At 61.2% G+C, this 24,364-nt stretch carries 24 protein-coding genes; 9 read left to right on the forward strand and 15 right to left on the reverse strand.

The window, feature by feature from the left end; genetic code table 11:
• Nucleotides 1-363 precede the first annotated feature (363 nt).
• From msrQ to BM300_RS25305, 6 genes are all read right to left on the reverse strand, one after another.
• The gene (gene msrQ / locus BM300_RS25280) at nucleotides 364-984 is read right to left on the reverse strand and encodes a protein-methionine-sulfoxide reductase heme-binding subunit MsrQ (RefSeq protein ID WP_092464298.1); all 621 of its coding nucleotides are present in this window, start codon (nucleotides 982-984) and stop codon (nucleotides 364-366) included.
• Nucleotides 984-1,997 (reverse strand): protein-methionine-sulfoxide reductase catalytic subunit MsrP, encoded by a 1,014-nt coding sequence (msrP, locus tag BM300_RS25285; RefSeq protein ID WP_092464300.1) that lies wholly within the window; start codon nucleotides 1,995-1,997, stop codon nucleotides 984-986. The genes msrQ and msrP overlap by 1 nt, the downstream gene beginning before the upstream one ends.
• 75 nt (nucleotides 1,998-2,072) lie before the next feature.
• The gene (gene pssA, locus BM300_RS25290) at nucleotides 2,073-2,918 is read right to left on the reverse strand and encodes a CDP-diacylglycerol--serine O-phosphatidyltransferase (RefSeq protein ID WP_063324359.1); all 846 of its coding nucleotides are present in this window, start codon (nucleotides 2,916-2,918) and stop codon (nucleotides 2,073-2,075) included.
• A 145-nt stretch (nucleotides 2,919-3,063) separates the two neighbouring features.
• Nucleotides 3,064-4,080, reverse strand: coding sequence for a ketol-acid reductoisomerase (gene ilvC, locus BM300_RS25295; protein WP_024779611.1), 1,017 nt, complete (start codon nucleotides 4,078-4,080; stop codon nucleotides 3,064-3,066).
• A 45-nt stretch (nucleotides 4,081-4,125) separates the two neighbouring features.
• The gene (ilvN, locus tag BM300_RS25300; RefSeq protein WP_003205610.1) at nucleotides 4,126-4,617 is read right to left on the reverse strand and encodes an acetolactate synthase small subunit; all 492 of its coding nucleotides are present in this window, start codon (nucleotides 4,615-4,617) and stop codon (nucleotides 4,126-4,128) included.
• A 2-nt stretch (nucleotides 4,618-4,619) separates the two neighbouring features.
• Entirely contained in the window at nucleotides 4,620-6,344 is a 1,725-nt protein-coding gene (locus BM300_RS25305; protein ID WP_003205612.1) for an acetolactate synthase 3 large subunit, read from the reverse strand.
• 401 nt (nucleotides 6,345-6,745) lie between these two features.
• Between BM300_RS25305 and BM300_RS25310 the strand changes: the two genes are divergently transcribed.
• Nucleotides 6,746-7,168, forward strand: a complete 423-nt coding sequence (locus tag BM300_RS25310; RefSeq protein WP_024618735.1) for a DUF4124 domain-containing protein — start codon at nucleotides 6,746-6,748, stop codon at nucleotides 7,166-7,168.
• A 6-nt stretch (nucleotides 7,169-7,174) separates the two neighbouring features.
• Here the strand turns inward: BM300_RS25310 and BM300_RS25315 are convergent, their stop codons facing one another.
• Genes BM300_RS25315 through mrcB form a run of 3 tightly spaced genes read right to left on the reverse strand, consistent with a single transcriptional unit; the run spans nucleotide 7,175 to nucleotide 10,558 of the window.
• Nucleotides 7,175-7,504, reverse strand: a complete 330-nt coding sequence (locus tag BM300_RS25315; RefSeq protein ID WP_072346057.1) for a YqcC family protein — start codon at nucleotides 7,502-7,504, stop codon at nucleotides 7,175-7,177.
• On the reverse strand, nucleotides 7,504-8,223 hold the full coding sequence (locus BM300_RS25320) for a tetratricopeptide repeat protein (RefSeq protein WP_003205617.1): 720 nt from the start codon (nucleotides 8,221-8,223) through the stop codon (nucleotides 7,504-7,506). Before BM300_RS25320 ends, BM300_RS25315 begins: the two co-directional genes overlap by 1 nt.
• 16 nt (nucleotides 8,224-8,239) lie before the next feature.
• Nucleotides 8,240-10,558: a penicillin-binding protein 1B gene (mrcB, locus tag BM300_RS25325; protein ID WP_092225323.1), complete on the reverse strand. Its 2,319-nt coding sequence runs from the start codon at nucleotides 10,556-10,558 to the stop codon at nucleotides 8,240-8,242.
• 118 nt (nucleotides 10,559-10,676) lie between these two features.
• Here mrcB and BM300_RS25330 point away from each other — a divergent pair, with 118 nt between their 5' ends.
• The 3 genes from BM300_RS25330 (at nucleotide 10,677) to BM300_RS25340 (ending at nucleotide 13,172) form a co-directional block, all read left to right on the forward strand.
• Nucleotides 10,677-12,233, forward strand: coding sequence for a bifunctional aminoglycoside phosphotransferase/ATP-binding protein (locus tag BM300_RS25330; protein ID WP_092348441.1), 1,557 nt, complete (start codon nucleotides 10,677-10,679; stop codon nucleotides 12,231-12,233).
• A 91-nt stretch (nucleotides 12,234-12,324) separates the two neighbouring features.
• A complete protein-coding gene (locus tag BM300_RS25335) occupies nucleotides 12,325-12,666 on the forward strand; it encodes a pentapeptide repeat-containing protein (protein ID WP_092150467.1) in 342 nt (113 codons plus the stop codon).
• 233 nt (nucleotides 12,667-12,899) lie between these two features.
• A complete protein-coding gene (locus tag BM300_RS25340; protein WP_063324352.1) occupies nucleotides 12,900-13,172 on the forward strand; it encodes a TfoX/Sxy family protein in 273 nt (90 codons plus the stop codon).
• 223 nt (nucleotides 13,173-13,395) lie between these two features.
• Here BM300_RS25340 and BM300_RS25345 read toward each other — a convergent pair whose 3' ends face one another.
• Genes BM300_RS25345 through BM300_RS25360 form a run of 4 tightly spaced genes read right to left on the reverse strand, consistent with a single transcriptional unit; the run spans nucleotide 13,396 to nucleotide 16,946 of the window.
• A complete protein-coding gene (locus tag BM300_RS25345) occupies nucleotides 13,396-14,250 on the reverse strand; it encodes a ChaN family lipoprotein (RefSeq protein WP_092348438.1) in 855 nt (284 codons plus the stop codon).
• A gap of 16 nt (nucleotides 14,251-14,266) precedes the next feature.
• On the reverse strand, nucleotides 14,267-15,034 hold the full coding sequence (locus BM300_RS25350) for a heme ABC transporter ATP-binding protein (RefSeq protein ID WP_072346063.1): 768 nt from the start codon (nucleotides 15,032-15,034) through the stop codon (nucleotides 14,267-14,269).
• A complete protein-coding gene (locus BM300_RS25355; RefSeq protein ID WP_170862105.1) occupies nucleotides 15,034-16,017 on the reverse strand; it encodes a FecCD family ABC transporter permease in 984 nt (327 codons plus the stop codon). Before BM300_RS25355 ends, BM300_RS25350 begins: the two co-directional genes overlap by 1 nt.
• A 50-nt stretch (nucleotides 16,018-16,067) precedes the next feature.
• A complete protein-coding gene (locus BM300_RS25360; protein ID WP_092150455.1) occupies nucleotides 16,068-16,946 on the reverse strand; it encodes a heme/hemin ABC transporter substrate-binding protein in 879 nt (292 codons plus the stop codon).
• Nucleotides 16,947-17,142: 196 nt separating this feature from the next.
• On the opposite strand from BM300_RS25360, the gene BM300_RS25365 reads away from it, so the two are divergent.
• Complete coding sequence (locus tag BM300_RS25365) at nucleotides 17,143-17,460, forward strand: Rieske (2Fe-2S) protein (RefSeq protein ID WP_092348435.1); 318 nt, start codon at nucleotides 17,143-17,145, stop codon at nucleotides 17,458-17,460.
• Here BM300_RS25365 and sfsA read toward each other — a convergent pair.
• Nucleotides 17,416-18,162: a DNA/RNA nuclease SfsA gene (gene sfsA / locus BM300_RS25370; protein ID WP_063324346.1), complete on the reverse strand. Its 747-nt coding sequence runs from the start codon at nucleotides 18,160-18,162 to the stop codon at nucleotides 17,416-17,418. The two genes, BM300_RS25365 and sfsA, sit on opposite strands and share 45 nt — an antisense overlap.
• Nucleotides 18,162-19,334 (reverse strand): pyridoxal phosphate-dependent aminotransferase, encoded by a 1,173-nt coding sequence (locus BM300_RS25375; RefSeq protein ID WP_092464304.1) that lies wholly within the window; start codon nucleotides 19,332-19,334, stop codon nucleotides 18,162-18,164. The genes sfsA and BM300_RS25375 overlap by 1 nt, the downstream gene beginning before the upstream one ends.
• Before the next feature lie 351 nt (nucleotides 19,335-19,685).
• Here BM300_RS25375 and dksA point away from each other — a divergent pair, with 351 nt between their 5' ends.
• The 4 genes from dksA (at nucleotide 19,686) to BM300_RS25395 (ending at nucleotide 24,358) form a co-directional block, all read left to right on the forward strand.
• A complete protein-coding gene (dksA, locus tag BM300_RS25380; RefSeq protein ID WP_003205639.1) occupies nucleotides 19,686-20,129 on the forward strand; it encodes an RNA polymerase-binding protein DksA in 444 nt (147 codons plus the stop codon).
• Nucleotides 20,130-20,283: 154 nt separating this feature from the next.
• Nucleotides 20,284-21,165 (forward strand): tRNA glutamyl-Q(34) synthetase GluQRS, encoded by an 882-nt coding sequence (gene gluQRS, locus BM300_RS25385; RefSeq protein ID WP_063324344.1) that lies wholly within the window; start codon nucleotides 20,284-20,286, stop codon nucleotides 21,163-21,165.
• Between the two features lie 78 nt (nucleotides 21,166-21,243).
• Nucleotides 21,244-21,420: a hypothetical protein gene (locus BM300_RS25390; protein WP_003176118.1), complete on the forward strand. Its 177-nt coding sequence runs from the start codon at nucleotides 21,244-21,246 to the stop codon at nucleotides 21,418-21,420.
• Nucleotides 21,404-24,358 carry a sensor histidine kinase gene (locus tag BM300_RS25395; RefSeq protein ID WP_161951744.1) on the forward strand — a complete coding sequence of 985 codons (2,955 nt, stop codon included), beginning with the start codon at nucleotides 21,404-21,406 and terminating at the stop codon, nucleotides 24,356-24,358. Before BM300_RS25390 ends, BM300_RS25395 begins: the two co-directional genes overlap by 17 nt.
• Nucleotides 24,359-24,364: the final 6 nt, after the last annotated feature.

Consider the following 24,364-nt stretch of genomic DNA (forward strand, 5'->3'; position numbering starts at 1 on the left):
CTCAACCGAGGCGCGCATTCTACAGCGCCCCGTGCATCTGTCAAGCGGTTATTTTCAGAAGTTTTCAAAGTTTCCTTTTCAACTTCAACCACTTGCGCTTCCGATCTCTCGTTAGCGGGAGGCGAATTCTACAGCGTTACTCGCTGCTGTCAACACCTCTTTTTCACCGCTTTCGACCGAGAAGATCGAACCGCCGATAGAGCCAAACAACACCGCTCCACCTGCTCCTTCCGGGCTTCGATAAACTGAAGCCCCGCACCTTCGAAACCTACTTAACTCATTGAATCTCAAGAAGTTTTCCGTTTCGACTGCGCCGGAAGTGGGGCGAATTATAGACTTCCAGAATCTGCCGTCAACCCTTAATTACGCTTTTGTTGCAGAAGAGACTTTCCTACCCCGCAAACGCGGGATCCGGCGCATAACCGGCGGGACTCTTAGCATCAACAGTACAGCCCCTATAAACGCGTATATCGCCCACTCCTTCAGATCTGCCCGCACGATCCACAGCATATGCAGCAACCCAAGCCCCAGGATCAGATAAACCAGGCGATGCAATTTCTTCCAACGCATGCCAAGCCGCCGCTGACTGTAGCGATTGGATGTGACCGCCAACGCCAGAAGGCCGAGAAACCCAAGTGCCCCGACGATAATGTAAGGCCGCTTGCTCAACTCGACGCCCAACTGCGACCAGTCGAACCCCAATATGAACGCCGCATACCCACTCAAATGCAGCACCACATAAGTAAAGCACCACAACCCCAACTGCCGCCTGACCGCAATCCACCCCGCCCATCCCGTCAGCTTTTGCAGCGGCGTCATGCTCAAGGTGATCAACAACAGGATCAACGTGCCCAACCCGAGCCGATCCACCAGCACCTTGCCCGGGTCAGGACCCAGCGAGTTCATCAAGGCCTCGTAAAGCCAGAACAAGGGCCAGATCGCCGCCGCGATGAAGACGCCGACTCGCCAGACTGGAAAACGCATCAGTAGTCCTTCCTCAGGTCCATCCCTGCATATAAAGAAGCGACTTCATCCTGATAGCCGTTGAACATCAACGTATCGCGGACATTGGGACTGAATAGCCCGCTCGGTAAACGACGCTCATGCGCCTGGGTCCACCGCGGGTGATCGACCGTCGGATTGACGTTGGCATAAAAACCGTATTCGTCAGACGCAATGCTCTGCCAAGTCGTCTTCGGCTGCTCACTCACCAGACTGATACGCACGATGGACTTCACACTTTTGAAACCGTATTTCCATGGGACCACCAACCGCAGCGGCGCGCCGTTCTGGTTCGGCAACTCCCGCCCGTACATTCCCACCGCCAGAATGGCCAACGGGTTCATGGCCTCATCCAATCGCAAGCCTTCGACATACGGCCAGTCGATCAAGGCGAAACCTGAACGCTGCCCCGGCATGACCTTGGGATCCTGCAGGGTTTCGAAACGGATGTACTTGGCCTTGGAGGTCGGTTCGACCTGCTTGAGCAAGGCAGAGATGGGGAAGCCAATCCACGGAATGACCATCGACCAAGCCTCGACACAGCGCAATCGATAGATGCGCTCTTCCAGTTGATAAGGCTTCATGAAGTCTTCCAACCCGTAGCGTCCCGGCTTGCCCACCTCCCCGTCCACGACCACGCTCCAGGGCTCGGTCTTCAACGATCCAGCATTGGCTGCCGGGTCTCCCTTGTCAGTTCCGAACTCATAGAAGTTGTTGTAATGGGTTGCGTCCTTGAACGGCGTGATGGGTTCATTCTTGACCGTGACCACGCCCCATTGGACCGAGGGCAGTTTCTCGGCAAACCAGGACGGTGCCTTGCCGGGCTCGACATCGGCGTAACGCGCCGCATCGGCAGCACTGGCCCATTGAGGCAAGCTGCTGACGGCGAGACCAGCCAGGGACGCACCGAGCATTTGCCGACGGGATAGATAGAGGGATTCGGGCGTGACGTCCGATTCACGGCAGTCGGACGACTTGGGGATCTTGATCAGCATGACAACTCCGCAGTATTGGAGGGCAGGTGCACCAATAGACTGCGGAGTATGGGGGAAATTACATTAAGGCAACGTTTAGCGTCGGCGAAGACGCAACAAGTATTGCACCGGTCCGGAGGCGGCATAGCCCAGGAACACCAACAACAGGATACGCGGTGGATCACTGAACACCACTGCGAACACCAACACCACCGCCAGAATCGCCACGAACGGCACACGCCCCTTCAGGTCGAGCTCCTTGAAGCTGTTGTATTTGATGTTGCTGACCATCAACATCCCGGCCGCCGCAACCAGCAACGCCACCAGGAACGACATTTTCGACCCCTGGATGCCGTAGTCGCTGAATGCCCAGACGACACCTGCCACGACACCCGCCGCGGCCGGACTGGCCAGGCCGATGAAGTAACGTTTGTCAGCCTTGCCAACCTGGGTGTTGAAACGCGCCAGGCGCAACGCCGCCCCCGCCACATAGATAAAGGCAACCATCCAGCCGACCTTGCCCATGTCTCCCAGCGCCCAGCCGAACGCCAGCAAGGCGGGAGCCACGCCAAAGGCGACCATGTCGGACAGTGAATCATACTCAGCGCCAAACGCACTCTGGGTATTGGTCATGCGGGCCACGCGCCCGTCCAGACCATCGAGCACCATGGCGACGAAGATCGCAATGGCGGCGAACGCGAAGTAACGGCTCGCCCCTGCGCCATCCCCAGCGCTCAAGGCAGCCTGGGCACTCATGGAGTTGATGATGGAATAGAAACCGGCGAACAGGTTCGCGGTGGTGAACAGGTTCGGCAATAGATAGATGCCACGATGCCGGACCTTACGGCCTTCAGCGTCATGGCCTTCTTCGACGTGTTCATCGATGGGTAGCAGGCTTTCGGCGTCAGGAGCCTGGTTTGGCTCGTCGGGACGTTCGCTCATGGACAATACCTTGCAACGGTGTGAAAAAATTCGACAGATGTCTGGGACGACGGTTCGGCCGCAAACGATGCAGCTTTATACCAGAAGCCACCGCCCAAACGAAAAAACGCGGCCAAGGCCGCGTTTTTCGACTCAAGTTCGCGACTTAGTTCTTGGCTTTGTCGACGATCTTGTTGGCGCTGATCCACGGCATCATCGAACGCAGTTGCTCGCCGATGATTTCGATACCGTGCGCAGCGTTGTTGCGACGCTTGGCGGTCATCGAAGGATAGCCGGTGGCGCCTTCGCTGATGAACATCTTGGCGTATTCGCCGTCCTGGATACGTTTCAGGGCGTTGCGCATGGCCTGACGGGATTCGGCGTTGATCACTTCCGGACCGGTCACGTACTCGCCGTACTCGGCGTTGTTGGAGATCGAGTAGTTCATGTTGGCGATACCGCCTTCGTACATGAGGTCAACGATCAGCTTCAGTTCGTGCAGGCACTCGAAGTAAGCCATTTCTGGCGCGTAGCCCGCTTCGACCAGGGTTTCGAAACCGGCCTTGACCAGTTCGACGGTACCGCCACACAGAACGGCTTGCTCGCCGAACAGGTCGGTTTCGGTCTCGTCCTTGAACGTGGTTTCGATGATGCCGGTACGACCGCCACCCACGCCAGCGGCGTAGGACAGAGCCACGTTCTTGGCATTGCCCGAAGCGTCCTGGTAGATCGCGATCAGGTCAGGGATACCGCCGCCTTTCACGAACTCGGAACGCACGGTGTGGCCCGGAGCCTTCGGCGCGATCATGATCACGTCGAGGTCGGCACGCGGCACGACCTGGTTGTAATGGATCGAGAAACCGTGGGAGAAGGCCAGGGTCGCGCCTTTCTTGATGTTCGGTTCGATTTCGTCGCGATACAGGGCGCCCTGGAACTCGTCCGGCGTCAGGATCATGACCAGGTCGGCAGCGGCAACGGCGGAAGCCACGTCAGCCACTTTCAGGCCATGGGCTTCTGCCTTGGCTACGGTGGCCGAGCCTTTGCGCAGGCCGACAGTCACGTCAACGCCGGAATCTTTCAGGTTGCACGCCTGGGCGTGACCTTGGGAACCGTAGCCGATGATGGCGACTTTCTTGCCCTGGATGATCGACAGGTCGCAGTCTTTATCGTAGAAAACTTTCATGAATTTCCCCTATATCCGGCCGCTCAGGCCATTCGCTAATTTGGTTTAGATGCTCAGTACTTTGTCGCCACGGGCAATCCCGGTGACGCCACTGCGTACGGTTTCCAGAATCGAGGCAGTGCCGATCGATTGAATGAAGCTGTCGAGCTTGTCGCTGGTACCGGTCAACTGAACGGTATAGACGCTGGCGCTGACATCGACGATCTGCCCACGATAAATATCGGTAGTACGCTTGATCTCGGCGCGCTGGGCGCCGGTGGCCTTGACCTTGACCAGCATCAGTTCACGCTCGATGTGAGCGCTTTCCGACAGGTCCACCAGCTTGACCACCTCGATCAGCTTGTTCAGGTTCTTGGTGATCTGCTCGATGATTTCATCGTGCCCCACGGTGGTCAGCGTCAGACGCGACAGGGTCGGGTCTTCGGTTGGCGCCACGGTCAGGCTTTCAATGTTGTAGTTGCGCTGCGAGAACAGGCCTACAACACGAGACAGCGCACCCGGTTCGTTTTCCAGAAGCAAGGAAATAATGTGTCGCATGATTAGGTACGCTCCGTCTTGCTCAGCCACATATCGCGCATGGAGCCGTCTTTGATCTGCATCGGGTAGACGTGCTCGCTGGTGTCGACCGCAATATCGATCACCACCAGGCGATCCTTCATGGCGAACGCTTCCTCCATCTTCGACTTCAAATCCTTCGATTCGGTGATGCGCACGCCAACGTGACCGTAGGCCTCTGCCAGCTTGACGAAATCAGGCAACGATTCCATGTACGAGTGCGAGTGACGGCTGCCGTAGCTCATGTCCTGCCACTGGCGAACCATCCCCAACACGCCGTTGTTCAGGATCACGATCTTCACCGGCAAACCGTATTGCAGGCAGGTGGACAGTTCCTGGATGTTCATCTGGATGCTGCCCTCGCCGGTGACGCAGGCGACATCAGCCTCTGGAAAGCTCAACTTGATGCCCATGGCCGCCGGGAAACCGAAGCCCATGGTGCCCAGGCCGCCGGAGTTGATCCAGCGATTGGGCTTGTCGAACTTGTAGTACTGCGCAGCGAACATCTGGTGCTGGCCCACGTCGGAGGTCACAAAGGCATCGCCCTTGGTCACTTCGCACAGGGTTTCGATCACGGTCTGCGGCTTGATCACACTGCCGTCACCCTTGTCATAAGGGAACAGGCCACGATCGCCGCGCCATTCATCGACCTGCTTCCACCAGCTGGCCACGGACTCCTTGTTTGGAACCTCGCCGATTTCCTTGAGGATGGCGACCATTTCGGTCAGCACGCTCTCTACAGGACCGACAATCGGCACGTCTGCCTTGATGGTCTTGGAGATGGACGCCGGGTCGATGTCGATGTGGATGATCTTGGCGTTCGGGCAGAATTTCGCCGGCCCGTTGATAACGCGGTCGTCGAAACGCGCGCCAACCGCCAGGATGACATCGGCGTGGTGCATCGCCAGGTTGGCGGTGTAGCTGCCGTGCATGCCGAGCATACCGATGAACTGACGGTCGGTGCCAGGGAACGCGCCCAGGCCCATCAGCGTATTGGTGACCGGCAGGTTGAGCATTTTTGCCAGTTCAGTCAGCGGCGCGGAGCCACCGCCGAGGATCACGCCACCACCGGAGTACAGCACCGGGCGCTTGGCCGCCAGGAGCATTTCGGCTGCCTTGCGGATTTGTCCGGAGTGGCCGCGTACGGCCGGGCTGTAGGAACGCAGCTTGGCTTTTTTCGGGAAGATGTATTCGAACTTCTCGGCCGGGTTGGTCATGTCTTTCGGGACATCGACCACAACCGGGCCAGGACGACCGGATTCAGCCAGGTAGAAGGCCTTCTTCATGACTTCCGGGATTTCCGATGCGTGCTTGATCATGAAGCTGTGCTTCACGATCGGCCGGGAGATACCGATCATGTCGGTTTCCTGGAATGCATCGGTCCCCACCATGGTGCTGGGCACCTGGCCGGAAATGATCACCATCGGGATGGAGTCCATGTACGCGGTAGCGATACCGGTGATGGCGTTCGTGGCGCCTGGACCGGAAGTCACCAGTACCACGCCGGCCTTGCCGGTGGCACGGGCATAGCCGTCAGCCATATGGGTGGCCGCCTGCTCGTGACGAACCAGGATGTGGGTCACTTCCGGTTCTTTGAACAGGGCATCATAGACATGAAGAAGAGCACCACCGGGGTACCCGTAGATATATTTGACGCCTTCGTCACGCAAAAAGCGGACGAGCATCTCACCGCCAGATAAAAGCTCCACGTTGTTCACCTCTAAAACGCCAGAATACCGACCCACAAGAAAGGGACGGGTCTTAATAGGTTTACTTCTCGGCAGAGCATGAGCGACGGTGGTCGCCGACTACGTCAGCACTGACTGAGCAAGTATTGGGATCGTCCCAAGTGTTGCGGGCCTTTCCCACCCAGCGCGAGGTAACGCGTTGCGGGTGTAACAGGTCGGCGCGGATGTGCGCCTCATGATCTGCTGAGTGGGTCTGCTTCTGGCAGTCCCTCTACAGCGGACTTTGGATTCTTCTGTTTCGCCTCCTTCAAGTCAAGTCGTCTATGTGTTTTATTCGAAGTAAGCGCATGAGAACGCAAGAAAAAACCTTTAAACGGCAACTGTGTTAGCTTCAATTGCGCAACCCATGACAAGGAAACAGCATGCGAATGATCTTCTTGACGGCCAGCCTGCTGGTTGGCCTGAGCCCGATGTGCATGGCCGGTCAGGTCTACAAATGGGTGGACGCCCAGGGCGTTACCCACTTCGGCGCCCAGCCGCCGGAAGGCACGGAGGCCACGACGGTGATCAAGTCCGCCCCGCCGCCCGCCAAACCGGCGGCACCGCCGTCTGGCGGAGTCATTGGCGACCAAAAGGCCATCGACCAACAGGTCAAGAAACAGATTGCCGAGCAGGAAGCCCAACTAAAGGCGTTCTGCGAACAGGCGCGGACCAACCTGGCGCAATTGCAGAACAATCCCAGGGTACGTGAAGACGTGGAGGGGGAAATGCGCCGCCTCACCGATGAGGAGCGGCGCCTGCGGATCGACGAGACCCGCAAGCAAATCGAGGAGAACTGTCAGTAACGCCGGTCAGCCGGCGTTGCTGATCAACTGATCGAACTGCGCCAGCAGCCGCTGCAACTCGATGCCCTGCCCTGGCCGCTGGGCATAGACCATCTCGGCCATGGCAAGGATGCCCGAGGCGTTGGGCAGCGGCAGGTCGTTTTCCAGGATAGTTTTCATCCTGGGCAGGAAGATCCATTGCAGCCATTGCTCGAAGTCCAGGGTGTCGACCGCGAACGGCTCGACGCTGGCCAGCGCCTGCGCCGAAGGCGACACATCGCTCCACCAGCCCTGGACCCGCAGTTCCCGCTCAATCAACAGCAACTGATCGGCGATCCGAGGAAAACGCGTATCCATCAGAGCGAAACCTTGGCCTTCTGACGGGCCAATGCCGCGCCAGCGGAATCGCCCTGTTTCTCACGGGCCTGGGCGATCAATTCCCACAGGCTGGCCTGAAGTGCCGGACGACCACTGGAGAATGTCAGGCCACGACGGGCCAGCTGTTCGGCTTGCGGTGCGTCGCCCTGGGCCATGCGCACCTGGGCCAGGCGATAAAGCACCTGGGGTTCGCGCGGCGCGACACGCTGGGCGCGCTCCAGGCTGGAGGACGCACCGTTGAGGTCACCGCCGGCCTGTTGCTGTTGCGCGGTGGTCAGCAGGGCCAGGACCGGACCGTCGAGCTGCTCATCGGCGGACAGACCACCGGCTCCTGCCGACGGAATGCTGCTCGGCGTCGAAGGCATGCTGTAGCTGCCCTGATCGATCGGCGAGGTTTCGATTGGCCCGGGGGTGATCGGGCCCGGCGTGATCGGCGTGCTGCTGATCGGCGCCGAGGTCGTCGCGCCGCCACCTGGCACCATCACGACGACACCGGTGTCGCCCTGCGGGATTGCCTGGACCTGGCCCTGCGCCGGCCGCTTCACTGTCGTCTGACGGAAACCGCCGTTGGCCGAGACCCGCTCACTGTTGGAAACAGCGGTGCCGGAGTCAACGACCGGAATCGAACCACGTTGTACGGTAGAACAACCACTGAGCAAAGCCACGGCTGTTACCGCTGGAATCAACCACTTGTTCACTTGAAACCCTCTTTGCTTAATTCATCCAGTCCTTGACCCAATCCATCACCGATTCGGCGGGATTCGTGCCGCCACAGGCAGCACCAGGTGGCGGTTCGCTGCCGCGAATATACGGCATCTGCACAGCGCCCGGGCAATTGGCATCGGAGCCTTGCCCCGTGCGCGAATCGACCCACGCCTGGACGATGTTGTCCGGTTGCGGCATGTCCAGCGGCAGCGGGTCGGCCTTGCGCATGAAACTGGTCCAGACCTGCAGCGCACCGGTGGCACCGGTGAATGGGGTCTTGCCGTTGTCATCACGTCCGAGCCAGACCACCGCCAGCAGGTCCTGGCTGAAGCCGGCGAACCAACTGTCGCGCGAGTCGTTACTGGTACCGGTCTTGCCCGCCAGGGTCAGGGTCCGGGGCAGCACGTTATAGACCGAACTGCCGGTGCCTTCACGCATGACCCGCTGCATCGCGCTCTGGATCAGGTAAATGGAGGCCGGATCGAAACGCTGCTGAATCTGGAACGGATAACGCTTGAGCGGCTCGCCATCGGCGGTCAGCACACTGCGGATCCCGCGCATCGGCGTATTGAAACCGCCGTTGGCCAGCGTCTGGTACATGGCCGCCACTTCGATCGGCGTAAGGCCACCGGCTCCCAACAACATCGACGGGAACGCCGGGAATTCGCGACTCACCCCCAGGCGCGCCAAGGTCTTGAGTACGTTCGGGACGCCGACCTCAAGTCCGAGGCGAGCCGTCGACAGGTTGTAGGAATGCGCCAGCCCCTGGTACAGGAACACCGTGCCGTGGGAGCGTCGATCATAGTTCTGCGGTTTCCAGACCTGGCCATCGGCCCCCTTGACCGAGAACGTCTCGTCCGACAGCCAACTGGTCAACGTGTATTGGCTCGGCTTTTCCAGGGCGGTGAGGTACACCGCTGGCTTGATCAGCGAGCCAATCGGGCGCACCGCATCCAGCGCCCGGTTGAAACCGGCGAAACTGGCCTGCCGGCTGCCGATCATGGCCTGGACTTCGCCGGTTTCCGGGTTGGTCACCACCATGGCCGCTTCGACTTCGTCGGCGCCCTTGCGCCCACCCAGTCGCTTGAAGGTGTCCTCGACCGAGGCTTCGGCCTTCATCTGCAGGATCGGGTCGAAACTGGTGAAGATACGCAGGCCTTCTTCGGTCAAGTCTTCGTCGCGGTAGTCTTCCCGCAACTGACGCTTGACCAGGTCCATGAAACCGGGGAACGAACTGTCTGCCAGGCTGCCACGCTTGGTCACGCCTAACGGCATCTTTTTCGCCGCTTCGACTTGCTCGGCCGTCGCCACACCCTGTTGTTGCAGCAGGTCGAGCACCAGGTTGCGCCGCTCGAGGGCGCGTTCCGGATTACGACGCGGGTTATAGGAAGACGGTCCCTTGACCATGCCCACCAACAACGCCACCTGATGCAACTTGAGCTCGGACAGCGGCTGGCTGAAGAAGAACTGGCTGGCGAGGCCGAAACCGTGCACCGCCCGTTGACCGTCCTGGCCGATAAATACCTCGTTGAGGTACGCCTCCAGGATCTCCTGCTTGTCGTAGTGCAGCTCCAGCAACAACGCCATCATGGCTTCGGTGAGCTTGCGGGTCAGGCTGCGTTCGTTGGTCAGGTAGAAGTTCTTGACCAACTGTTGGGTCAGCGTGCTGCCGCCCTGGCGCATGTGGCCCGAGGAGGTATTGACCCAGACGGCCCGGGCAATCGACTTGGGCGAGACGCCGAAGTGATGGTAGAAGTCGCGGTCTTCGACGGCGATCAGCGTATCGAGCAGGAACGGCGGCACCTGGTCGATCTTGATCAGGATCCGATCTTCGAGGTTCTTGGGGTACAGGCCACCAATGAGCAGCGGCTCAAGACGCACCACCGACAGGCTTGCGTTTTTGGCCCCGGTCAGCGCAGCGACATAATCGCCGGAAAAACGCACCCGCACCGGTTGTGCCTGCTCCATGCCCTCATAGAACTGGAAGCCACGGGTATTGAGGTCGATGGTATTGCCATTGACCGAGGCCGCGCCCGGACCATTGGCCACGCTTTCACGGCGATAACCCAAGGCATCGAGCTCGGTCAGGAAATCATCCTTGCTCAGCTTTTGTCCGACGAACAGCTCCAACGGCCGGGCATAGACCTTGGCCGGAATGGTCCAGCGCTTGCCGGAGAACTTCTCCTGGACCACGGCATCGAGATAGACCGCAAAACCGGCGAGCACGACGAGGCCCACCAGGCTGAGTTTAAGGGCCCAGCCCAGCCAGGGCCGCAGGCGGCTGGCGGGTGGTTTCTTGGGGGTACGGGGGGATCGGGTACGAGTCATGGCGGCGGATTATACGCACTTTGTCGGGGTTCAACATGAGCCCTCCACGCGGTTTGCGTTAGCGCGGCTTGCGGCCATAATGACGGCCTGAATTTTTCCAGTCTATGAAGGACCGCCCGTGAGCCAATCCCTGATCGCTGCCCTGCAAAACCCGGCCCTCTACCCGCATCCCGTCGAAGGGTTCCAGGTCATCGAGACCCACATTTCCTGGGTATTGCTCACTGGGCCATACGCCTACAAATTCAAAAAACCGGTCAACTTCGGCTTCCTCGACTTCACCAGCCTCGAGGCGCGCAAGCACTTCTGTGGTGAGGAGTTGCGCCTCAACCAGCGCCTGACCCAGGACCTGTACCTGGACGTCCTGCCAATTACCGGCAGCGCCGAAGCGCCGCAGCTGGGTGGCGACGGCCCGGCCATCGAGTACGCCCTGAAGATGCGTCAGTTCCCGCAGAGCGAGCTGCTCAGCACGCTGCAAGCCAACGGCGAACTGACCACCGCGCACATCGACGAGATGGCCGCGCAGATCGCCCAATTCCACCTCGCCACGCCCAAGGTGCCCGCCGAAAACGACGCCGGCACCCCGCAAAGCGTGATGGCACCGGTGCTGCAGAACTTTGAACAGATCCGCCCGTTCCTCAACGACAAGGCCGACCTGTTGCAACTCGAAGCCCTGCAAGCCTGGGCCGAAAGCAGTTTCGAACGCCTCAAGCCGCTGTTCACCCAACGCAAGGCCGAAGGCTTCATCCGCGAATGCCACGGTGATATCCACCTGGGCAACGCCACCGTGATCGACGGCAAGGTGGTGATTTTCGACTGCATCGAGTTCAACGAGCCGTTCCGCTTCACCGACGTCTATGCCGACACCGCGTTCCTGGCGATGGACCTGGAGGACCGCGGTCTGAAATCGCTGGCACGGCGCTTCGTCAGCCAGTACCTGGAACTGACCGGTGACTATCAGGGCCTGGAGCTGCTGAACTTCTATAAAGCCTATCGTGCCCTGGTCCGGGCCAAAGTCGCGCTGTTCAGCATGCCGGCCGAAGCCGATCCGGTACAGCGCGCCACCACCCTGCGCCAGTACCGCAACTACGCCAACCTGGCCGAAAGCTACAGCACCATTCCTTCGCCTTTCCTGGCCCTCACCCACGGTGTTTCGGCCGTCGGCAAAAGCCATGTCGCGATGCGCCTGGTAGAGGCGCTGGGCGCCATTCGCCTGCGCTCGGACGTGGAGCGCAAGCGGCTGTTCGGCCAGCAACAAGTACCCAACGATCCACAGGCCGGCATTTACAGCAGCGACGCCAGCAGCGCTACCTACGCCCGCCTGCATGAAATCGCCGCGGTGATCCTGCGCGCCGGATTCCCGGTGGTGATCGATGCCACTTACCTCAAGCGCGATCAACGCGACGCAGCAGCGAAAATCGCCGAAGCCACCGGTGCTCCGTTCCTGATCCTCGACTGCAATGCGCCGCAAGCGGTCATCGAAAGTCGCCTGGCACAACGTCAGGCCGACCAGAAAGACCCCTCCGATGCGAATCTGGCGGTCATTGCCGCCCAACAGGCCAGCCGTGAAGCCCTGACCCCGGCGGAAATTCTCTGCAGCAAACGGGTCCAAACCAACGAAAGCGGTACGCTCGACGTCGTGGTCGCGCAGATCCGCCAGCGCCTGCCAGGCCTCTAGATCACTATTTCGGCCGTGAAGCGATGTCCGGCTTCACGGCCGCCAAATAGTGGCACTATACTGGCGTCATAAAACCAACAGGTGATATGAAATGAGCCTTCCCAAACTTCTCACTACCCCGCTTTATGCCTTGCTGCGCAAAGATGATATCGCCGGGTTCAACAGCGAACGCCCACAAGGTCCGGTCGACATGCGCGGCGGCGATTTTCGAGGGCTTGATCTGCGGGAACTGAACGCGGACGACATTGACTTCAGCGACGCCTATTTCCGCTCCGCCGATTTGCGCGGCATCGATTTTCGCAAGTCGTCACTGGAAGGCGCGAGCCTGGCCCATGCGCAGATATCCGGCGCCTACTTCCCGCCAGAGCTGTCTGCGGACGAGATCCTGATGTCGATGAACTTCGGCACCCGGTTGCGCTACCGCACTCGCTGAACCTGTTTGAAGCGGGTCGGCCAGCAGGCGGAACTGCCACAGACTGAAACGGACCTCCAGCGCCCCCGCTTGCGCTGGAGCATGTAGTTTGCAGCCTTTTCCCACCCCATCGTGCGTAATGCATTAGAAGCTTTTGCGTCGAATCCGACCAAACAATCACGCTTTTCCTACTGACCGCTACACTGCTCAGAAGCTTGCCCACTGCACCAATCGGCCATTCGCAAGGAGGCTCGATGAATGATGAACTGCAACATCTGAAAAATCTGGGCAAGACATCAGCCCAGTGGCTGCACGCCGTGGGCATTCACAGTGCCTCGGATCTACGCCGGCTTGGCGCGGTGGACGCCTATCGCGCCGTACGCACTCGGGGCTTCCGGGCCTCCAAGGTGTTGCTGTACGCCATCGAGGGCGCGTTGATGGATGTGCATTGGAATGACATCCCCGCCGAGCGCAAAGAAGCCCTGAATAAACAGCTGGACGCCATTTCAATGCGCCATAAGACCTGACGCCCCTTTCGTTTCCAGCGCGAACCCTGGTCGCGCGGTTATTTCGGTGAATCGTAAAACAATGTTTGACATGGTAATGAGAATCGCTATGATTAGCACATCCGGTCGCGAGACTGGTCGATATTTGAACAGCCCTTGGTTCGGACTCTCAGATATCTCCTCATCAGGCTAATCACGGTTATTTGACCCGGCTTTTGCCGGGTCTTTTTTTGCCTGTAGAAAATCACTTCCCGGCGTGCTCGCGCATCTGCGCGCAGTAATCCTGTGGCGGCACGGCCGGCGTGTACCACACGTAATCCGCCATGGCCAACGTCACCTCGCTGCCCTCCTCGGCCAGCATCAAGACGATGGGTGCCTCACTGGCGCCAAGATCCAACGCATGCATCGGCACACCAACATCCTTGCGCGCATGCCAGGCACCGGCGAACAACAGTGCCGGTGTCGGCGCTTGCAACAAGCGTTCGGCCATGCGCCGGTCACGCTGCTGCTGCACGGCCAGCATCGCCGGCATTTGCGACTCGGGCAGCAAACCGCAGTGGGATTCACGGATTTGCCCCAACAACTCGTCCTTCACAGTGGCTGCATTGGAGCGAGTGCCCATCAAGCTGGGGGCTTGTCGATAGAAACGCTGGATCTCGGCGGCGTCCAGATTGGCGGCCAGCAACGGATAACGTTGCGCCAGGGCAAACTCGACGACGGGGCCATACAAGCTCCAATCCCAGCCCGGCGACCAGTCCAGTGCGCCGGGCAGGTCCTTCGGCAAGGTGGGTAACTGGCGGACCGAATCAACGCGTGGTTGCTGGGCGGGGGTGAGCATTTCCAGCAACAGGCTGCCCTGGGCCCGCTGCCCGGCCAGGGCCTGGAGCAGCCAGACCTGCAGTGCGTGGTGATCGCGATTGTCGTGCCGCTCCCCCACCACCACCCGAGGCGCCATTGCCAAGCGTTCGACCAATGCCTGGGGTGTCACGGCCTGGCCATTGTGCAAATCACGGATTCGTCCGCCGAGTGGAGGCGGTGTGATGCTCTGACACGCCGTCAGTACACTCAATGCCAGAATCAGAAGCAGGCGCACGTCCATATCCTCCAGGGCGCCCTCAGCGGGCAATGATCAATGGATGCCCGCGCTCCGGATGGTCTTGCACCAGCACGTCCAGGCCAAACACCGCCTTGAGCGGTTCCGGGCGCAGCACGTGCCGGGGCGTGTCCAGGGCCACTGGCCGACCGGACGCGAGCAGCAACAGGCGATCACAGTAACGCGCCGCCAGGTTCAGGTCATGCAGGATCACCAACACGGCAGCGCCGCGACTGGCGAACTCACGCACCGCCTGGAGGATGGTGTGCTGATGCAGCGGATCGAGCATCGAAGTCGGCTCATCCAGCAACAGGGTTTGCCCCGTTTCACCTGGCCACAACTGCGCCAACACCCGCGCCAGATGCACCCGCTGACGTTCGCCGCCGGACAACGCCAGGTAACTGCGACCGTGCAGATGCGCAGCGTCTGCCACTTGCAGCGCCGAGGCGACGATTTGCTCGTCGCGCACTCGACCACTCTGGTGCGGCAGGCGCCCCATGCCGACGACTTCCTCGACACGGAAGGCGAAATCCAGGGTCGAGGACTGCGGCAAGACTGCCAGGCGCCGGGCGCGCTCCGCCCCCTGCCACTGGGCCAGTGGCCGATCATCGAGCCAGACCTGCCCTTGGGCCGGGCGCAGTTCGCCGCACAGGCCCGCCAGCAAAGTACTTTTACCTGCGCCGTTGGGCCCAAGCACTCCGAGTACTTCACCAGGGTTGAGCGCGAGATCGACGTCCGCCAGCACCGTCTTGCGGCCACGTTGAATGTGCAGGTTCTGCGCTCGCAGCATCAGGCGCGCCCTCGCACCAATAGATAAAGGAAGAACGGCGCGCCGATGAAGGCCGTGACAATGCCGATCGGCAATTCCGCAGGGGCCAATGCCAGGCGCGCCACCAGATCGGCGAACAATAGCAGGCTTGCGCCCGCCAACACCGAAGCAGGCAGCAACACCCGGTGATCGGGGCCGGCCACCAGCCGCACCAGATGCGGCACTACCAGCCCGACGAAGCCGATCATGCCCGCAGCCGCCACCGCCGCGCCAACCCCCAAGGCCGTACAAAACACCAGTTCACGCTTGAGGCTTTCGACGTTAACGCCCAGGTGGGCAGCCTCGGACTCCCCTAGCAACAGCGCATTGAGTGCCCTGGCCCGGCGTGGCAGCCAGAGCGCCACTGCGGCACTGACCAGCAACAGCGGCCACAACCGCGCATAGCTGGCGCCGTTGAGACTGCCCAGGTTCCAGAACGTCAGGGTGCGCAGGGTCGCGTCATCCGCCAGGTAGGTGAACAGACCGACGGCCGAACCGGATAGCGCGGTCAGGGCAATACCGGCCAGGAGCATCGTCGCGACATGGGTCTGGCCGTTGCGTCGCCCGAAACGATAGACCAGCGCCGTAACGCCGAGCCCGCCAAGGAATGCACACAACGACAACACGTAGGGACCAAAGGCTTCGGGCAACCCACCCAGCGCCGAGCCACCGACAATGGCGAACGCGGCACCCAGTGCCGCACCGCTGGACACGCCCACCAACCCCGGGTCCGCCAGTGGGTTGCGAAACAGTCCTTGCATCGCCACACCGGACAACGCCAACACCCCGCCCACCGCCAACCCCAGCAAGGTACGTGGCAAACGGATCTGGCCGAGGATCAGTTCGGCCTGCTCCAGGCCATCGGCCGCCACCGGCAAGCCCAACAGGCGCAGGGCGGCGCGCAAGGTGTCGAGCAACGGCAAGCTCACCGGCCCCAGGGCCAGGGACAGCCAGGTTGCCAGCAGACACAGCAGGCCCAGGCCAATGAACAAGGTGCGTGGCTTGACCAACGAGGTCATGGCGCCGTGGCCGACGCAGCCGGATAGAAGCCCGCCGTCAGTATCACCAGGCTTTGTGGCAACCGCGGGCCCAATCCGCCTACCAACAGCGTCGGATCAAGCTCAATGACGCGCCCGTCCCTGGCGGCCTGGGTCGAGGAAAGAATCGGGTTTTCCCTGAACAGCGCCACACGCGCTTCTTCACCGCTCAAGGCACGGTCAGCAAAGACCAGCACTTGCGGATTCAGGCTGGCCAGGGTTTCCACGGAAAAAGACTTGTAGCCGCTGTGGGTCGCCAAGTTATGACCGCCGGCCTGCTGTAACAGCCAATCAGCCGAAGTCCCCTTACCGGCGACCAGTGGCTTGCCGCCGGAACTGCCCACCAACAGCAATACACCAGGGGCCTTTTGCTTGCGCTGGGCCTCGGCCACCCGGGCCTGTTGCTGAATGAGTTGCTTTTGATAAAGGTCGAACAACCGCGCCGCCTCGGCCTCAGCCCCCAGCAACTGTCCCAGGTGCCGCAGATTGCCCTGCAGGGCCGGCAAGTCTGGTGTGGCCGAGAACAGTTCGACCTGCACACCGGCGCTGCGAATTTGCGCCAACACGGGCGGTGGCCCCATTTCCTCGGTGCCCACCAGGATCTGCGGACGCAGGCTCAGCACGCCCTCCGCCGACAGCTGTCGCTGATAGCCAACACTGGGCAAGGCTCGCAAGGATTCAGGATGCTGGCTGGTGGTGTCCACACCCACCAGTTTCGACTCGCCCCCCAGCACACTGACCCACTCCGACACGGCGCCGCCGGCGCTGACCCAACGTTGCGGCGATTCAGCCGCGCTGGTCCCCTGGTTGACCAACAGTGCGACACAGAGCGCAACAACGCGGATGTTCAGGCGCATCGGGCAGCTTCCTCAAAGAAGTTTTTCGCAGGACCGGGCCGGGCCAAGTATCCTCAATCACCTGCGAAGGAGGCGCCATTTGATAATTGTTTTCATTTGACCGTCAAGGGCGGATCTTTTGCTACATGAAGCCCATGTGGGAGCGGGCAAGCTCGCTCCCACAGAGTCTCACTCCGTCAGACATATAGAGACACACATGAAGTTTCTTTGTACCGCCGTCGAACTGCCCGACAACGGCAGTCGCGGTTTCGACCTCGATGGGCGCAAAGTACTGGCCGTGCGGCGCTCCGGCCAGGTCTATGCCTATCTCAACCGCTGCCCGCACCGGGGCGTGCCACTGGAATGGCAACCCGACCAGTTCCTCGACCCCAGCGCCAGCCTGATCCAGTGCGCCACCCACGGCGCGCTGTTCCTGATAGAAAGCGGCGAATGCGTGGCGGGCCCCTGCGCCGGTCAGTTCCTCGCAGCCCTAGACAGCCGGGAGGACGAGCAAGGCATCTGGGTCGAGCTCTAGCAGCACCGGCAACCCGCGATCCACCCACATCTGCTCGGGCGTCAGCGTGACCCCGTAGGCCAGCACCTCCACACCCGCCGCCACCGCATCACGCAGCGCAGCGGCGTATACCGGGTCGATTTCCTGTGCCGGGCGCACCGCTTCGATGCCGCTCAGGTTCACACAATACAACTGCACCGCCCGCACACCGTCCCGGGCCAGGCAGGCGAGCTCCCTCAGGTGCTTGGCCCCGCGCAGGGTCACCGCATCGGGAAACGCCGCCACATTCGTGCCATCGAACCCCAGCGTGACACTTTTGACTTCGACCCAGGCCGAGCCGTGGTCGTAGTCCAGGCGAAAATCGATACGGCTGTTTTCCACCCCATAAGCCACTTCACGCTTGAGCCCGGTAAACCCGTTCAGCTCGCTGATGACCCCGGCGCGCAAGGCTTCTTCGATCAACGCGTTGGCCCGCGCGGTATTGATGCAGGCAAGCCGCCCTTGAGGGGTTTCGCCAATTTCCCAGGTGCCGGGCAACTTGCGCTTGGGATCGCTGGAGCGACTGAACCAGACACGCGCGCCTTCAGCCATGCAATTGAGCATCGAGCCGGTGTTAGGGCAGTGAATAGTGAGCAGTTCGCCATGAACGGTCTCGATATCGGCGAGAAAACGCTTGTAACGTCGAATCAGGCGACCTTCTTCCAACGCAGGGGAAAATTGCATCAGCCTTGCCAACTCCGTAGTCCACGTTCGATTCGTGCCACCGCTTCCTCCAGCCGCGGCAGGCTCTGGGTGTAGGCGAAGCGCACGTGGTGACCGGCCTGATGGCGACCGAAATCCAGGCCCGGCGTGAAGGCCACGTGTTCGGTTTCCAGGAAGTGCTGGCAGAACGCAAAGGCATCGCCGCCGAACGCACTGATGTCGGCATAGAGGTAAAACGCCCCTTCCGGCTCCACCGCAATACCGAAGCCCAATTCACGCAAGGCCGGCAGTAGAAAGTCACGGCGCCGCGCAAACTCGGCCCGCCGCTGTTCGAAGATCTCGATGGTCGCCGGCTCGAAACAGGCCAGGGCGGCGTACTGGGCCATGCTCGGCGCACTGATGTAGAGGTTCTGCGCGAGCTTTTCCAGCTCGCCGACAGCCGCCGAAGGGGCCACCAGCCAGCCAAGTCGCCAGCCGGTCATGCCGAAATACTTGGAGAAACTGTTAAGGACAAAGGCATCGTCATCGACTTCCAGCACGCTGGCGGCGTCGGTGCCGTAGGTCAGGCCATGATAGATCTCGTCCACCACCAGATGGCCGTTATGGCCCTTGATGACCTTGGACAGCCCAGCCAATTCGTCCCGGGTGAGAATCGTCCCGGTCGGGTTGGCCGGTGAGGCCACCAACGCACCGACGCTGTCCTGGTCCCAATGGCGGTTCACCAGGTCTGGCGTCAATTGGTAACGCACCTCGGGCCCCACCGGCACCAATTGCGCCGCCCCTTCGACCAGGCGCAGGAAATGACGGTTGCACGGATAACCGGGGTCGGCCAGCAGCCAATGCTTGCCTGGGTCCACCAGCAAAGCGCTGGCCAGCAGCAACGCGCCGGACCCGCCCGGGGTCACGAGGATGCGCCGGGGGTCAATCTCCACCCCATGACGCTGGCCGTAGAAACCGGCGATGGCCTCGCGCAGTTCTGGAATGCCACGGGCCGCGGTGTAACGGGTCTTGCCCGCCGCCAGCGCGGCCTGGCCAGCCTGGATGATTGGCTCGGCGGTGGTGAAGTCCGGCTCGCCGATCTCCAGGTGGATGACGTCATGCCCGGCGGCCTGCAGTTCGTTGGCACGGGCCAGCAACGCCATCACATGGAAAGGTTCGATGGCGCGGCTGCGCGCACTGTAGGGCTGAGCCATTGGCCTTCCTTCAGGGGAAAAAAGAACCGATTCTACCCAACTCTCCAGCCAAGTCAGAAACAACTGCGGGAACAGGTGCGAACCACAAATGGTCTGAGCCCGTGGATTGCAGGAAATGACTCCCGCGATTGGCCCAGGCTTGACTAGAATCAAGCATTGAGCAGGTTTAAATCCCCACCGAAGCGAACCCGGCCATGTTTTACAAGCCCCGGCCGCCGCAGGCTCGACAACCGGGAGTAGCGCGGCCCGATTTGATCTGGTAAGTTCGCCCGCTTGCAGCCGCAGGGCCGGCAGGTGTCGGTGATGGAGCAATCCTGCGTAGTGGATTACAAGAGTAGAGGCGGTCCATTCATGCCCACCCAAGCAAAGCAAAATCAAAATCAGTCGCTCAGCGGGTTTGAGCCTTACGTCCCGCAAGCTGGCGAAGAGTACATGGGCGCCCCCATGCGCGCGCACTTCACCAAGATCCTGAACAAGTGGAAACAGGATTTGATGCAGGAAGTCGACCGCACCGTGGATCACATGAAAGACGAAGCGGCCAACTTCCCCGACCCGGCCGACCGTGCCAGCCAGGAAGAAGAGTTCAGCCTCGAGCTGCGTGCCCGTGATCGCGAGCGCAAGCTCATCAAGAAAATCGACAAGACCCTGCAGCTGATCGAAGACGAAGAATACGGTTGGTGCGAGTCCTGCGGCATCGAGATCGGCATTCGCCGCCTGGAAGCCCGCCCGACGGCCGATCTGTGCATCGACTGCAAGACCTTGGCGGAAATCAAGGAAAAACAGGTCGGCAAGTAATCGCCGGCGCTGTCACCGAAACGGAGCGTTCATACGCTCCGTTTTTTGTTTCCGATATTTTCTCCAGGTCTGAAAAACCTGCTCGCTCCCACAGGGGATATGCTTTGTTGTCGAGATTGCATGCCCACCGCCCGGACCCAGTAACATTCGCCCTATGACTGCCTACATCGGACGCTTCGCCCCCACCCCCAGCGGCCACTTGCACTTCGGCTCACTGGTCGCCGCACTGGCGTCGTACCTGGATGCCCGCGCCATGGGCGGGCGTTGGTTGCTGCGCATGGAAGACCTCGATCCGCCCCGGGAAGAACCGGGCGCGCAAGCGGCGATTCTCAAGGCACTGGAAAGCTATGGGTTCGAATGGGACGGCGAGATGGTTCGCCAGAGCGAACGCCATGACGCCTATGATCAGGTCATCAACCGATTGTTCAGCCAAGGCCTGGCCTACGCCTGTACCTGTTCGCGCAAACAACTGGAAGCGTACCAGGGCATTTATCCAGGGCTGTGCCGCAATGCCGGGCACGGCACCGAGGACGCCGCCATCCGTCTGCGCGTCCCCGAGCTTGAGTACCATTTCACCGACCGGGTCCAGGGCGAGTTCCGCCAGCACCTGGGCCGTGAGGTCGGCGACTTCGTGATCCGCCGCCGCGACGGGCTCTACGCCTATCAATTGGCCGTGGTCCTGGACGATGCCTGGCAAGGGGTGACCGATATCGTGCGCGGCGCCGACCTCCTGGACTCCACGCCGCGCCAGCTCTATCTGCAAGAACTGCTCGGGTTGCCGCAACCGCGTTACCTGCACGTGCCGCTGATCACCCAACCCGACGGGCACAAGCTCGGTAAATCCTACCGCTCACCGCCCCTGGCGGCCGATCAGGCCACGCCATTGCTGTTACGGGCGTTGCGCGCACTGGGCCAGCAACCGGGCCTCGAACTGGTCGACGCCAGCCCACGGGAACTGCTGGCTTGGGGCATTCGCCACTGGGATGCAGGCAAGATCCCGCGCACACTGAGCCTGCCCGAAGCGCAAATACGTTGACGGCCCTTGCAGCTTGGCGCCCATCCGTTACCATCGCCGCACGTTTTTTGGGCACGCGCATAAATTAGAGAGGCCGGGATGTATATCTATCGCTTGGTCCTGCTCCTGGTAGTGGGGATTTATCTGTTCTCCCCGGCCATCATGGATTGGTGGATCGATGCCACGGGTGCCTGGTATCGGCCGTATCTGCTCTGGCTGATCCTGATTGTCGTGACCTTCATCCTGCAGAGCCAAAAAGATGCCGATGAGCTTTAGCCTGACCCAGATGGTCCTGATCAGCGCCGCCTACCTGGCAGTGCTGTTCGGCGTAGCCTGGATCAGCGAACGAGGCATGATCCCCCGGGCGATCATCCGCCACCCGCTGACCTACACCCTGTCGCTGGGTGTCTATGCCAGCGCATGGGCGTTCTATGGCACGGTCGGGCTGGCCTACCAGTACGGCTATGGTTTCCTCTCCAGTTACCTGGGGGTGTCAGGGGCGTTCCTGCTGGCGCCGGTGTTGCTCTACCCGATCCTGAAAATCACCCGCACCTACCAACTGTCGTCGCTGGCCGACCTGTTCGCCTTTCGTTTTCGCAGCACCTGGGCCGGCGCGCTGACCACGATCTTCATGCTGGTCGGGGTATTGCCGCTGCTGGCCCTGCAGATCCAGGCCGTGGCCGACTCCATCAGCATCCTGACCCGCGAGCCGGTGCAGCACCGGGTGGCGCTGAGCTTCTGCGTACTGATCATCCTGTTCACGATTTTCTTCGGTTCCCGACACATCGCCACGCGGGAGAAACACGAAGGCCTGGTGTTCGCCATCGCTTTCGAATCGGTGATCAAGCTGATCGCCATCGGTGGTGTCGGTCTCTATGCCCTGTATGGCGTGTTCGATGGCCCGCAACAGCTGGAAATTTGGCTGTTGCAGAACCAGACGGCCCTCGCCGCCCTGCACACACCGTTGCAGGAAGGCCCATGGCGCACGCTGTTGCTGGTGTTCTTCGCATCGGCCATCGTGATGCCGCACATGTACCACATGACGTTTACCGAAAACCTCAACCCGCGCTCGCTGGTCAGCGCCAGTTGGGGCCTGCCGCTGTTCCTGCTGCTGATGAGCCTGGCGGTACCGCTGATCCTCTGGGCCGGCTTGAAGCTGGGCGCCAGTACCAATCCGGAATATTTCACCCTGGGCATCGGCATCGCCGCCAACAGCAAGGCCCTGGCGTTGCTGGCGTATGTCGGCGGCCTGTCGGCGGCCAGCGGCTTGATCATCGTCACCACGCTGGCATTGTCGGGCATGGCCCTCAACCACCTGGTGCTGCCGCTCTACCAGCCACCGGCCGAAGGCAATATCTACCGCTGGCTGAAGTGGACACGGCGGGCGCTGATCGTCGCCATCATCATGGCCGGCTACGGCTTCTACCTGATGCTGGGCGAGGGGCAGGACCTGGCCAACCTGGGCATCGTCGCCTTCGTGGCCACCTTGCAGTTCCTGCCCGGGGTACTGTCGGTGCTGTATTGGCCGACCGCCAACCGCCGCGGCTTCATCGCCGGCCTGCTGGCAGGGATCCTGGTGTGGCTGGTCGCGATGCTGTTGCCGCTGATGGGCAACCTGCAGGGCTTCTATATTCCGCTGCTGAACATGATCTACGTGCTCGACGACACCAGTTGGCATATGGCGGCCATCGCCTCCCTGGCGGCGAACGTGCTGATGTTCACCCTGATCTCGCTGTTCACCAACGCCAGCAGCGAAGAGGCCAGCGCCGCCGAAGCTTGCGCGGTGGACAATGTCCGCCGCCCGCAGCGTCGCGAACTGCACGCCGCCTCGCCCCAGGAATTCGCCACGCAACTGGCCAAGCCCTTGGGCGCCAAGGCCGCGCAAAAGGAAGTCGAACAGGCCCTGCGAGACCTCTACCTGCCTTTCGATGAACGTCGCCCGTATGCCCTGCGTCGGCTGCGCGACCGGATCGAAGCCAACCTGTCCGGCCTGATGGGCCCCAGCGTGGCCCAGGACATGGTCGAGACGTTCCTGCCCTACAAGGCCGGCGGCGAAAACTACGTCACCGAAGACATCCACTTCATCGAGAGCCGCCTCGAGGATTACCACTCGCGCCTCACGGGCCTGGCCGCCGAACTGGACGCCTTGCGCCGTTACCATCGCCAGACCCTGCAGGAACTACCAATGGGCGTGTGTTCCCTGGCCAAGGACCAGGAAATCCTGATGTGGAACAAAGCCATGGAAGAACTCACCGGGATCGCCGCCCAGCGCGTGGTCGGTTCACGCCTGAGCACCCTGGGCGAGCCGTGGAAAGGCTTATTGCAAGGTTTCATCGACCTGCCGGACGAGCACTTGCACAAACAGCACCTGGCCCTCGACGGCCAGACCCGTTGGCTGAACCTGCACAAGGCCGCGATCGACGAGCCGTTGGCACCCGGTAACAGCGGCCTGGTGCTGCTGGTCGAAGACCTGACCGATACCCAGATGCTCGAAGACAAACTGGTCCACTCCGAACGACTGGCAAGCATCGGCCGGTTGGCCGCCGGGGTGGCCCACGAAATCGGCAACCCGATCACCGGCATCGCTTGCCTGGCGCAGAACCTGCGCGAAGAACGCGAGGACGACGGCGAACTGACGGAAATCAGCGGCCAGATCCTCGAACAGACCAAGCGTGTGTCGCGGATCGTCCAGTCGCTGATGAGCTTCGCCCATGCCGGCGGTCACCAGCACAATGACGAGCCCGTCTGTCTGGCCGAAGTCGCCCAGGATGCCATTGGTCTGCTGGCGCTCAACCGACGCAACTTCGAAGTGCAGTTTTTCAACCTGTGCGATCCGGATCACTGGGTCGACGGCGACCCCCAGCGGCTCGCCCAGGTGTTGATCAACCTGCTATCCAACGCGCGGGACGCCTCACCGGCCGGCAGCGCGGTGCGGGTCAAGAGTGAAGCCTTCGAACACACGGTCGACCTGATCGTCGAAGACGAAGGCAGCGGTATCCCACAGAACATCATGGACCGATTGTTCGAACCTTTCTTCACCACCAAGGATCCTGGCGAAGGCACCGGTCTGGGCCTCGCACTGGTCTATTCCATCGTTGAAGAGCATTATGGACAAATCACCATCGACAGCCCGGCCGATGTACAAAGCCAACGCGGCACCCGTATCCGGGTGACCTTGCCGCGTCATGTCGAAGCGACGTCCGCTGTGAACTGAGACCGT

Source organism: Pseudomonas sp. NFACC46-3, assembly GCF_900114515.1.
In the GTDB taxonomy this organism is placed as follows: domain Bacteria; phylum Pseudomonadota; class Gammaproteobacteria; order Pseudomonadales; family Pseudomonadaceae; genus Aquipseudomonas; species Aquipseudomonas fluorescens_Q.